Here is a 12297-nt window from a genome sequence, read left to right as displayed (position 1 = left end):
TTGATTAACTTAAATTGCCCCTAATAGGCAAAATAGTATCGGGCAATTCCTCTCCAAGCGAACTCAACATCTCCCGTTCGACCAAACGTACAATCGAATCAAGTGGCAGATCATTTTCTTCAAGCCCAAAGGGTTCTTCAAGCTGGGCACTTAAAGCATCCAGCCCTAAAAACAGATAAGCAATTAATCCAACTACAATAGGTGTCCATATACCTAAGTCAGCTTCTAGACTAAAAGGTAAAATAAAACAGAAACAATAAACAGTACGGTGTAATAAAACTGAATACGAAAATGGTAAAGGTGTACTTAATATACGGTCACAGCCAGCCTGAATATTACCCAATTCAACAATATGCCGGTTCAATGTACTATAAATGATATCGCTGATCAGGCCCTGTCTCAGGAGTTGAACCAGGTCTTTCTGAATGCATTCAAGCACAAACTGTGCAGCATTAATATGCTGATCCAAATGATTCAGTGCGTGTTGCTCCAGCGCCAGATGATGAGTATCTAACTTGAATGGAGTATTGGTTTTTCTCAGGCGATTTCTTAAAAGATGAGTAAAAAACATTACCCTGTACATGAGAATCCGGCGCTCTCGATCAGGTAATACATGAGAATCACGGGCAATATGCCTGGAATTCGCAATAAGGGCTCCCCATAATTTACGCCCTTCCCACCAGCGGTCATAGCAGGCGTTATTTCGAAAACTTAAAAAAATAGAAAGAATAATGCCGAAAATGGTAAACCCTATAGCAGGCACTTCCGGCACATTCAGCATATGATGAGAGGTCAAATAACCAATTACCGCAGAGATTAAAACAACAAAGGTGAGCGCAGGTAAAACTGTAGGCAGTATTGTTCCTTGCCACGCAAAAAGTAAAGCCAGATTACTAGTTTTATCACGAATAATCATAAGATTTAATTGAAAACATTACTTATGTTGAGTGGACTATCTTAAACCATTCTCTATGATTTTTATAATCTGTTATCTCACACGCCTGAGTATCTTTTAATCCGGTTAATTTCTTGGCTCATAAATTCATAATATTTTATTTTAATAAATAACTATCCTCTATTCTACTTATTATTTTTATATTATAATAAAAGAATGAATAATTTTTGCACTATACAGATTTATCAGGACCATCAGTGGCTCGACTGTGCTCTAGTAGAATTACTCAATGCTACACACTTGGGGTGGGAGGCAGGAACCCGTACATCTTATCTGTTTGAATATGCTATTTCTTATATGGACTGCCGTGATGCACGAGCAGTGTCTTTTAATTTGCCCGTAAATGTGCAAAGTAATTATGCAGAGACTTGGCCCGCTTTTCTGATGGACCTGTTACCCCAAGGATATGGACGTAAAGAGCTGCTCAAACAGCTGGACTATAATGAAACAGCACAACAAACAGCTGACTGGGCTTTATTAAAGGCCGGTGCCGGTAATCCCATTGGCCATCTTCGTATTAAAGAGGCTCATGAGTGGTTAAATGCAAAGTTTCCTGATCCTAACCTGAAGGGTTTTACCCTACATGAAATTGCTGAACGCCGTGAATATTTTATTGAATCATTAGCATCTTATGGACTGTTTGTGGGCGGTTCCTCCGGAGTGCAGGGAGAATGGCCTAAACTATTGCTGACCCAAGCGCATGATGGACTGTTTTATCTGGATCATACCTTGCCAGATGAGCATGCAGCCAAACACTGGCTAGTCAAGTTTAGCCGGGGTGATCATCCCCGGCTAGAAAAAATCCTGGCTCAAGAAGCCTTGTATATGCAACTAGCAGAATATCTTGGTCTGCGAGTGCATGAAAAGCTAGAACTTCATGATCGTACTCTTTTTATTCCCCGCTTTGACCACCAGACAGTCAATGGGAAGGTCAAACGTATTGCCCAGGAAAGTATTGCGTCACTGAGCAATCAGGCCGGGTTTGGAGTACGCCTTTCTCACAACCAGATCTGTATGCTCATCCTCCAAAGCTGTACGTATGCAGAAACTGAAATAGTTGAATATTTAAAAAGAGACATTGCCAATGTAGCTCTAGGAAATAAAGACAATCATACCCGTAATACAGCGATCCAACGCCATGAAAGTGGCTTGATCCAGCTTACGCCACTTTTTGATTTTGCGCCAATGTGGTTACATCCTGATGGAATAGCCAGAACCACCCGCTGGGAAAGAGATGATCAGGGCGGCGCTCCATGCTGGGCATCAGTCATTGAGCAAATTCAAACTATTATGCCTATTGCGCAGGATACTCTTCGCTCAGCACTGGCTGAACAGTTCCTAAAATATCAAGGTCTGCTCAATTATATGCAACGTATCGGTATCGATCCGGAAATTATCGAAAATAGCGAGCCAAGAATAGAAAATATCTGTCAGCAACTTCAGGAGCTGAGTCATGGATAAACGTTTTAAATCGATGACGCCGATTGAGCAGATGCAACGGCGCCAGCAGGTACTTGATACTATAGAACAGCATCCAGAGTGGGAAATTCATCAGGTTGCCAGGTATCTGCGGACTGAATTGCGCCTGACCTTAGAGGATATGGCAAAAATTACAAAAATTGCTCCGCAAACACTACAAAAGCTGGAACAGCCGCATAGTAATCCGACCCTGCATTCTATTTTAAAACTATTTAATGCTTTTGGACTGACTTTAGTCATTAAAAAGTGTTAATACCAACCAAAACCAGAATTACTTTTTTATTCATTGGCTCGAATAAATTTTGTCAGTCTGCTGTCAATAATCTGGTTTGCTTCCTGAATAATACGCTCTATCAGCTCTTTACAGGTTGGAATATCATGGATCAGGCCCTGCACTTGCCCCACTGTAATTAGCCCGGCATCGATATCTCCAGTTTCTAAAGCCAGTTTACCCTTTAAGCCAGAGACATAAGGCTGAATATCTTCAAATTTCAGGTCAGGCTTTTGACTGATCTCCAGCACACGGTCTGATATACTATTTTTTGCTACGCGTGAAGTATTTCGAAAAGGTCTAAGCAACAGATTGGTATCACGTTCGTCATTGTCCAGATAGAACTGCTTGATCCGTTCATGTACGGGCGCTTCTTGTGTTGCACAAAAGCGGGTCCCCATATTTATACCTTCAGCCCCCAATGCCAGCGCAGCTACCAGCCCACGCCCATCGGCAAACCCTCCACTGGCGATGATTGGAATGTCAATCTGGTCAGCAGTAGCAGGAATCAAGATAAGTCCAGGAATATCATCTTCACCAGGGTGGCCAGCGCACTCAAAACCATCAATTGAAATTATATCTGCTCCGATTTTCTGGGCAGAGAGTGCATGACGGACTGCCGTACACTTATGAATAATTTTTATACCGTGCTGTTTAAAATGCTGAATATGGTCATGTGGTTTATTTCCTGCCGTCTCTACAATTTTGACTCCGCTTTCAATAATGGCCTGACGGTATTCAGCATACGGTGGTGGTTTCACAGCAGGCAATAAAGTGAGATTTACTGCAAAAGGCCTGTCGGTCAGGTTACGGCAACGTGCAATTTCTTTATATAAAGCTTCTGGTGTAGGTTGGGTCAGTGCAGTAATTGTCCCTAAACCACCAGCATTAGAAACCGCACTGGCCAGTTCGGCAGTTCCTACCCACATCATACCACCCTGAACAATAGGATACTGAATGCCTAAGAGTTCTGTTACACGCGTATTTAAATTCATTTTTAAATTCTCACCTGATTATTTACCCATGAATAGTGGTGTTCTCTTTTCAGTAAATGCTTTTACTCCTTCTTTATAGTCCTGGCTGTTACTCGCTAGATACTGCAAGTTTTTCTCCAGCTCAAGCTGTTCAGTCAAAGTATGATGAGTAGACCGGTGAATAGCCTGTTTAATAAGAGACAAAGCATAGGTTGGCTGTTGTGCCAGTCTTTGGGCCAGTTGCTGTACTTCAGAATCAAACTGTTCATCTGGTACAACCTGCCAGATCAGTCCCAGTTTTTCCGCCTGTTCAGCGGAAATTTTATCGCCTAGTAAGGCGAGTCCCATTGCTTTAGCATGTCCGGCCAGTCGTGGTAAAAGCCAGGTTCCACCGGCATCTGGAATTAGACCAATTTTGCAGAAGGCCTGAATAAAAGATGCGCTCTGTTTAGCAACGACCAGATCACAGGCCAAGGCAATATTGGCACCCGCGCCAGCAGCCACCCCATTAACTGCTGCAATCACCGGTTTAGGGGCGTGGGTAATCGTTTCAATTAGAGGATTATAATATTTAGCCAGTGTACCTTCATTAGGCAATGCAATCTGGTCAAGCTGACCGGCACGCTCTTTCAAGTCTTGGCCAGCACAAAATGCCCTGCCTGAACCGGTTATAATAATGACCCGGACCTGCTCCAAATCGACCAGTTGGCGTATGGCAATTTGAACTTCCTGATGCATTTTTTCATTAAAACTGTTCATAGCTTCAGGCCGGTCTAGCTGTAGTCTACCAATCTGAGCATCTATACTGACTTTAATCGTTTCAAAATCCATTTTTTACTCCTAAGTGTTATTTTAATATCCTCTGGCAGAGTCAATCTGATGGTTTAATGGCTCATGTTCTTTATAACGACGGTCATTTTCCAGAATCTGCTCGACGACAATTGACATTGGCGCATGCGAAGCCACATGAGGCGTAATCAGAACTTTTTCATGAGTCCATAACGGATCGGCTTGCTCAAGGGGTTCCCGTTCAAAGACATCAAGAACTGCCCCTCTTAAATGACCAGAATCAAGTGCTGCAACAAGATCTGGCAAAACCAGATGTTGACCGCGGCCACAATTAATGACACAGGCCTGTTCTGGCAGCTTTTTTAAAACCTGGGCTGATAAAATAGAATGATTCTGTGCAGTTAACGGCAAAAGATTGATCAAGATTTGACTCTTGGCTAAAAAGCCATCTAGCTCTTCATTTCCTGCAAATGATTGAACTCTGTGCAAGTTTTTCTTAGAACGTGCCCAGCCTGAAACCTGATAGCCCATCTGTGCGAAATGGGTTGCTACATATCCCCCTATATGCCCAAGACCCATCACTCCAATCTGGATATCCTGACTGGAAAATTGCCGGTACTGTTTCCATAATTGCTGTTTCTGCTGGTTAATAGCCCGGTCAAACTGACGCTGATAATACAGGACAGCCCATAACAGATATTCAAACATTCCCTTCTGGTGCTGCTCATCAATAACCCGACACACTAGATATGAAGGGTCAATAAGATTTAGATCCAGATGTTCAATTCCTGCCGCAATGGAATGAATGACTTTCAGTTGGGGAAGCTGTTTTAGCTGTTCAATATCCGGAAACCAGCAAGCCGCCGTAGTAGCCTGTTGTGCCTGTTCACTTTCTGGCAGACAATAGGTTCCTTCGGGTGCATATTTTTGAAAGACCTTGAGTAGAATTTTCTCGATTTCAGGTATTTTGCAGGAAATTACTATCATGAACAGTACTCTGCTTTCTGATTTTCAATCAGACTGAGTGCAGCATTCCATGCGTTCAAGATAATTGGCTCTACCGCGGGGCTGTTAAACTGTCTTGCGGTACGTTCACATACTTCGGGCGTAGGATAATGTAACTCAGATCCTCCCGCTAATGCCTTAATCTGTGCCTGACAGGCTCTTTCCAGAAAGTAAATTTCATGGAAGGCACGCTGGATGGTTTCGCCTGCAGATAGTAAGCCGTGATTCCTTAAAATCATGACCCGGTTTTGTCCTAAATCATGAACCAGACGTTCTCGCTCATCGGTAGAGAGCGCCACTCCTTCATATTCATGATAGCTCATCAGGTTATAAAATTTTAAAGCATGCTGGGAAATTGGTAAAAGACCGTGTTTCTGCGCTGAAACGGCAATACCATCGGCTGTATGAGTATGAATTACGCAGTTTATATATGTATGTGCAGTATGCAAGGCTGAATGAATTACAAAACCTGCCACATTAACTGGTTTTCCCTGATCATAATCAGAAACAATATTTCCATCATGATCGATTTTGACCAGCTGAGAAGCTGTCATTTTATCAAATGTTACGCCGTACTGATTAATCAGAAAGTATTCAGATTGGTCTGGTACTCTCAGGCTGATATGCGTATCAATCAAATCAGTCATGCGATAATAAGCAATCAAGCGATATAGTGCAGCCAGTTGGCAACGTGCTTCCCACTCCGAAGCTGACATCTTGTCTTGTAAACTCATAATCTTGGTCCTTATGATAGAGTTAATTTTATTATTGAGCGAATTAGAACAATTTTTTCTATAATATAGAATTTAATTTCGTTAAGCAAAATCAAATTCTATTATTCAATTAAATCTATATGCATGCCTAATAGTATTAACTATCTAATGTATATTGACTCGCTAGTTTTAATACTTATAAAGTTTTGTGTTGCCTGTTTTCTCTAATTTATAGCTTTAGTACGAGGTATTGTTATCTTTACTGTCAAATAATTATTTGTACTGGATTACTGAAATTAGCCTGTTACAGTATGCTTTTCTAGGTTCAATCTCTGTTGTTGGTTTATTAAGGTAGTGATGCTTTTTTAGTTTAGTGTTATGAGTATGCTTTCTAGATTTACTTTTTTTAATAAAGTCTTGGTTTATAAAACTGATTTTTTATTTTCTATGTCTAATTTATATTATTGTAATAGGTTTTATTGTTTAGAAATTTTTATAAAATCACTTAGGCTATTTTATTAAAATATAAAATAATTTTTCTAACTATGAGTAAAATAATTACATTTAATAGAAGTGATCATTTAAATTTTATATCTATATGTTTTTTATAGGTAAAAAAGCCCATCAATCTCATGAGCTTTTTTAAATAAACTAATGCAAACAGCTTTTAAATTGGTTTTTATCTATTTAAAAGTCATAAATAGCCATCATATTGAAACGATTATCTACACCGGTCCGATTATTGAAAGTTTCACGCTCTCCATAAACATATTCCACTCCAAAAGTTACCGGCTTATAAGGGTTATACATGGCATTAATCCATCCCTGCCAGAGTTGCTTGTTCTGAGATGCATCATCATATTTCAAGCGTGAAAATTCATTATCATCTTGAGCTTTCATATAGCCATAGCCCAAAGTTGATCTGATTTTAGGTGTAAAACGATGGGTAATACCGGCAGCAATTACATCGAACTCATTACTATGCATATTATTATTTTCATCAATTGCATATCCACTGTTACTCCATAGTACGAAGCGTCCATCCCCTTTTACATGATAATAATCTGCCTTTAATAGAGTCTCTGGGGTGATCTGGTATTTCCCGCCTAAGCCAATACCCCAAGCCAGCTGTTCATCTTCACCGGTTTTTTTCTCTGCAATAAAGCTACGGCCGGAAATCGTTGAGCCATCAGCAAACTTATGGTTCAAACGTCCGACAAGGGCTGGCATACGCATTCTGTTAGCCGGATCAGTCGCTTCAGTATATTTCGGGTCTTCTATACTGATGGCATAATTAGTATTTTCAGAAAGCTGATCACTATAACGAATTAATGGAGAACGCTGTAAGGCTCCTCCCACAAATGTTGCTGCGTCTACAGTATCTGGTATGTATTCTGGTGCAACAAAGGTCGACCAAGTCTGACCAACTAGCCATTTATCATAAGTTAAGTACGCATGACGTATACGGAACTGGTCTCGGGTTGAACCTCCGAAAAAGTCCATTTCGAGTTTACCGCCAATATCACCAATAGAGGTGGGTGTCTTAAAGTTCAGGCCCAGGCGTGTCACATTAACGGTAGTTCTCAAGCGATCTTTTTGATTAGTTGCTTCTACTGTATCTTTAAGCGGTACTCCACTAATATTGTTATACATGGTTGCCGCGCCTTCCATCTGGTAAGAAGCGTCAGCACGAATATAACCATAAAGATTCACTTCAGCTCCGGAAGGCAATATATTTGTTTTAACAGATTGGGATGTATTTAAAGGGGTAGTTTTGACCTGAGGTGTCACATCACTCCGGGGCTTAAGAGTTACAGCAGGCTGTTGTAGTGAGGCATTTAGTAAAGTTCGCAGCTCTTTTACTTCCTGACGTAATTGTTCTATTTCTGTTGTGTTCTCTCCTGCATGTGCTAGCGACATGACTGCCATGCTACTTACAGCAAGTACCAGATGTTTTGACCGTAAATTAATAAGTTTATCCATAACTTTAATATCCGTATTACTAAAGATTTGCTGAGTATTCAGATCTAATTGTTATTGTTCAGCTTTCTAGATAAAATTTTTAAATAACTTTAATAAGATATTTAGAAATTTAAAAAGCTGAAATATAAAAACTATTTTTAATTTTCTACTAAAGCTTGTTTAAATTTTTGGCTGGCATCACTTTGTAGATGCCAGACACTACTCTTCACCTTCATCCCTTTCATGCTATTGTCCCCTTTTCTATTAAATTTTATAAATTATTTGCTTACAGAACTTAACGAAAAAGGAAATTCATTTCAATCTGTATTAGAGAACTGCTTATTCTATATATTTCTTAATGCGCCTAAAAATAGAATATATATTTCATTTTAAATATATTTTTCAATTTTAAAGAAATAAAAATAAAATATTTTGTTACATTTACAGTGGTTTCTAAGATAGAATTTATGAATCTTAATTCATTTTATGCTTGAATTTTAAAATTATTTTTGTTTGTCTGTTGTCAAATTTAGATATTGTCTGATATAGATGATTTAATTTTACTTAGGCTAAATTGTTTAGAAATAAGTTCTATAATATAAAGCGCCTGCTATTTTTCAGCACGTAAATGAAGAAGTACTCCAAATACATCTCTGTAGCAAAAGTCATTTTATACAGTTTCAAATTAGTCAGTGCTTCAGCAGGTTCAAATCCTGAAAGCCAAAAGTTTGGGCCTGCTGTATTTTATTAGCAGGAATTTTAAATACTACAATTTTACCGTCTGATGCACCGCAGAGAGAAATCCGTATCTGACCGTCATCAGTAATATAAGAAGAGAGGACTTTAATCTGGTTTTGAACTAACTGCTGCTTCATCGCTACGATATTCTTCGTCCTGTCAATTTGTTCACATTGTCTGGAACCTAAAGTTTTATATACTTCAGCTGTTTGGTACTCTGATTCTGGTATTGTTGAGCATGCTCCCACTTAACCCAATTCAAACTATGCTTGTCATTCTCTTCATGATTGAATATTCCTTTATTTGATATGTTTCAAAATAACGCAAGTGACTTGATCTATCGTGAAAATCAGTATCAGACTAAATTCAAATCACAAGTTTTAAAAATCAAAGTTAACTTTAATAAGCAGTTAATTATATAAAAAATATATATTTAATTTTTAGAACTAGTCATAGATATATCACCTTATTCCTTTATATGCTTATTGTTTTAATTTATAAATAAAAATGAATCTTTGTCCTTAACTTTCTGTATAAACTCCCTGTCCCTTCTTGTAACAAGTATTAATCTCTTTGAAAAAAATAATGGTTTAATATTTTCAGCCTTATTATCAAAATGTTAAAAATTTTTATGTATTAGATACACAAAAATTATTCAATTCTCGTGCAAAAAGTATATTTTTTTACCATAATACAACAGTTTTTTTAATCTGATTTATTTCTAAAGATATATCGCCATGATCCGGACTTATTTTTTACGCTGGGAAAAACATCTCTCAAGTACTGTTACAGGTAACATTACCCGTATTGGTTTGCTGTCTATCGCTTATAGTCTCATGCCAGTTACGCTGGTCAGCATGGGAATGTCTGGAGAAAAAGGTGACTTGACTTATGAGCTTGCATTCTTTTTACTTATGAATGTATGGTTTATTTTTGCTTTAATTACTCTTTTCGATACGCTTTGCCGCTTAAGAGCGAAAGTAAAAGTAAATATGAGCAGCTGGTTCGATTTAGCTTATATGACTTTAACGCCTATAGGTATGTGGCTATTCCTTTTTATATTCAGGGCAGATCAGGTTCCACACATTTATCTGGCCAATACATTTGCTATTTTTGCTATTGCATCATTTTTCATGGATAAATATGCAAAGTATTTTATTAATATAGAAAGACGCGACAGTTTTGTTCCTAAACCGGAAGTGGTTCAAAATATAAAGTATAAGTTTACGGGACTAGCTGTCTTATTTATGATTATTTCTTTGAGTATTCAATTTTTTCTAATTTGATATACCTATTGAATTTATTTTAAAGCCCATAATTTTTTAAATTATGGGCTTTTATTATAATTACATGATATATATTCTGATTTATGCTCAATTATAAGTATCAATTACATTCTTATCTTACAAAATCAAAGAATTAAAACGAGTTTTTTTATAATACCTCTTTAGTATCTAAATACGACTTCCAAAAATCTGAAAAATATACTCTGGAAAACTGTCTTAATTTATTAAAAGGGTGCCGGTTATGCAAAATGCTTTTCCCTATCAGAAAATACCCCCTCAACTTTCATGGACAACTCTAACCCTGCCACGTTTTCATCCTCATTATTGGCGGGTAGAAGGTCCAGATACAGCATCCTTTAGTCTTACCAATTACAGAAACGGTTTTGAAGTACTATTCAAACCCCGCCTCAGTAGTGATCTTATAGGTATTATCTGGGAGTCTGAGGATCATAAAGATCATCAGTTTTTAAGTTATGAAACACTATATGACTACAGTGGTATGGTCTGGAATTTTGATATAGAAATTTCTACACACATGCCTATGATCAATAATGAACAGATGGCACTTACGCTAGCAGTATATTATCTGGAAAATGAAATTGAACAAATAGCATATATTCCGCTTTTCAATTATGCAGATCAGCCTGTGTCCAGACAGGCTCATATCCAGATTGACTGGGATACTGTAAAAGCAGGTTTTAATGCGACCATTCCTTTTCCAGTCAATCATATCCAGCGTATTGTATTGAATGTGGTAGCAAGCAGTTATAATCCTGCGACTTTGCCTTATCCACTGCCTGATCCTGAACTTTGTTATGTCAGAATCACCAACTCTACAGTTCAAGGAACTAACACACAATTAGAACTTAAACAGATAGTAGTATCTGCACATCATAAAGGTATATGTACCAGTTATGATGATCATTATGATTTAAATCCTCAACGTATAGTCAGTAATATTGTGGCGCTTGGTTATCGGGGATTACTTAATCATTATTGCGGAATGTCACGTTATCCAGACATGTACTGGGACATACAAGTAAACAGATGGCAGATTCCTGACACACTTGCTACAGGGGTAAATGTAGTTAATCCATGTGCGTTAAAATGGCATCAGGTTTATGCTAAAGCATTGCATGAAGCAGCCTTTGCTCCTGTTTTCAGCTTAAGCTTTGAAATGTACTCTCTTGCTGCCAACGAATATTGGGCACAAAGAGACATTCATGACAATCTGGGTAAAACGGCTTATGAGCCACCCAGCTATTTTTTCAGTCCTAGCAATATAAATGCTATGGCATATTTACAAAAAGGTTTTCTGGAATTCGCTGAAACTATGCAGATAGGCGGCTGCCAGGTCAATATGCAGATTGGAGAACCTCGGTGGTGGTATAATCCTGCAACCAACTTACCCTGCATATATGATTACTCTACCCGATTAGCCTTTAACCAAGATACAGGCCTATATGCACCAGATTTAGGAGACATTTTTCAACCAGTCTACCAGACTGGTACACCTTATGAAGAATTCAGACAGTGGCTACGAACAAAGCTAGGCCAGACATGTCAGGATATCCGCACTATTCTCAAAAAGAATTATCCAGATGCGCAGTTTTGTCCCTTATTATTCTTACCTGCTATACGTACTCAGCAGCCCACTCTGTTAACCAGTATCAACTATCCACAGGAATACTATAGGTATCCTAATTTTGACTACATTATAGTCGAAGCTTATGACTGGATTTTAGAAAATAACCTGGAACAAGCCCACCGTACAATTATGGAAGTTGCCTTAGATGAATTAGCATATCCTAGTGACAAAACAGCTTATCTGGCAGGTTTTGTACCACTAGAGAATTTGGCATATCTTTATGGTTTCAATAATAAGGAACCTTACCATAGGGCTATCTGGCAAAGGATTTTAGGAGATATGCAGAACAATGAAACTTTTGGGTTAATGAAACAGTTAATCTGGGCATATCCACAAGTTATGGCTCATTCCCTTACAATTGATATCAAGAATGCACCAGATGGCTTTTTTTTGGCAGAACAATATTATTCTGCAATAAATGATAATACGCCCTACCCGCCTGAAATTTACTTATAAGTTAAAGCCAGAACCAAACCT

General features: G+C 38.3%; 11 protein-coding genes. 4 read left to right on the top strand and 7 right to left on the bottom strand.

Translation table 11 applies throughout. From position 1 onward, the window contains the following. Positions 1-4: 4 nt before the first annotated feature. A complete protein-coding gene (locus AC0VYT_RS06685; RefSeq protein ID WP_005014327.1) occupies positions 5-916 on the bottom strand; it encodes a bestrophin family protein in 912 nt (303 codons plus the stop codon). Positions 917-1111: 195 nt separating this feature from the next. Between AC0VYT_RS06685 and AC0VYT_RS06680 the strand changes: the two genes are divergently transcribed. Both AC0VYT_RS06680 and AC0VYT_RS06675 read left to right on the top strand, forming a co-directional pair. After that, the gene (locus AC0VYT_RS06680; RefSeq protein WP_005014329.1) at positions 1112-2416 is read left to right on the top strand and encodes a type II toxin-antitoxin system HipA family toxin; all 1305 of its coding nucleotides are present in this window, start codon (positions 1112-1114) and stop codon (positions 2414-2416) included. Then, entirely contained in the window at positions 2409-2687 is a 279-nt protein-coding gene (locus AC0VYT_RS06675; protein ID WP_005014332.1) for a helix-turn-helix domain-containing protein, read from the top strand. Before AC0VYT_RS06680 ends, AC0VYT_RS06675 begins: the two co-directional genes overlap by 8 nt. A gap of 26 nt (positions 2688-2713) precedes the next feature. Here the strand turns inward: AC0VYT_RS06675 and AC0VYT_RS06670 are convergent, their stop codons facing one another. The 6 genes from AC0VYT_RS06670 to AC0VYT_RS06645 form a co-directional block, all read right to left on the bottom strand. Continuing rightward, entirely contained in the window at positions 2714-3700 is a 987-nt protein-coding gene (locus tag AC0VYT_RS06670) for an NAD(P)H-dependent flavin oxidoreductase (RefSeq protein WP_476496673.1), read from the bottom strand. Positions 3701-3718: 18 nt separating this feature from the next. After that, positions 3719-4510, bottom strand: a complete 792-nt coding sequence (locus AC0VYT_RS06665) for an enoyl-CoA hydratase-related protein (protein WP_005014338.1) — start codon at positions 4508-4510, stop codon at positions 3719-3721. A 21-nt stretch (positions 4511-4531) separates the two neighbouring features. Continuing rightward, entirely contained in the window at positions 4532-5455 is a 924-nt protein-coding gene (locus tag AC0VYT_RS06660; protein WP_005014340.1) for a 2-hydroxyacid dehydrogenase, read from the bottom strand. Beyond that, the gene (locus tag AC0VYT_RS06655; RefSeq protein ID WP_005014341.1) at positions 5452-6207 is read right to left on the bottom strand and encodes a class II aldolase/adducin family protein; all 756 of its coding nucleotides are present in this window, start codon (positions 6205-6207) and stop codon (positions 5452-5454) included. The genes AC0VYT_RS06660 and AC0VYT_RS06655 overlap by 4 nt, the downstream gene beginning before the upstream one ends. 666 nt (positions 6208-6873) lie before the next feature. After that, on the bottom strand, positions 6874-8169 hold the full coding sequence (locus AC0VYT_RS06650; RefSeq protein ID WP_005014343.1) for a DcaP family trimeric outer membrane transporter: 1296 nt from the start codon (positions 8167-8169) through the stop codon (positions 6874-6876). Positions 8170-8837: 668 nt separating this feature from the next. Then, a complete protein-coding gene (locus AC0VYT_RS06645; RefSeq protein WP_005405009.1) occupies positions 8838-9023 on the bottom strand; it encodes a hypothetical protein in 186 nt (61 codons plus the stop codon). 600 nt (positions 9024-9623) lie between these two features. Between AC0VYT_RS06645 and AC0VYT_RS06640 the strand changes: the two genes are divergently transcribed. Together AC0VYT_RS06640 and AC0VYT_RS06635 are read left to right on the top strand one after the other, a co-directional pair. Beyond that, on the top strand, positions 9624-10172 hold the full coding sequence (locus AC0VYT_RS06640; RefSeq protein WP_005014345.1) for a hypothetical protein: 549 nt from the start codon (positions 9624-9626) through the stop codon (positions 10170-10172). A 241-nt stretch (positions 10173-10413) separates the two neighbouring features. Then, on the top strand, positions 10414-12276 hold the full coding sequence (locus tag AC0VYT_RS06635) for a non-contractile tail sheath protein (RefSeq protein ID WP_005014347.1): 1863 nt from the start codon (positions 10414-10416) through the stop codon (positions 12274-12276). Positions 12277-12297: the final 21 nt, after the last annotated feature.

The organism is Acinetobacter sp. QJM3NY_42 (genome assembly GCF_056173745.1).
Note: the sequence above shows the minus strand (reverse complement) of the source record. Positions and strands in the feature narration are given on the sequence as shown.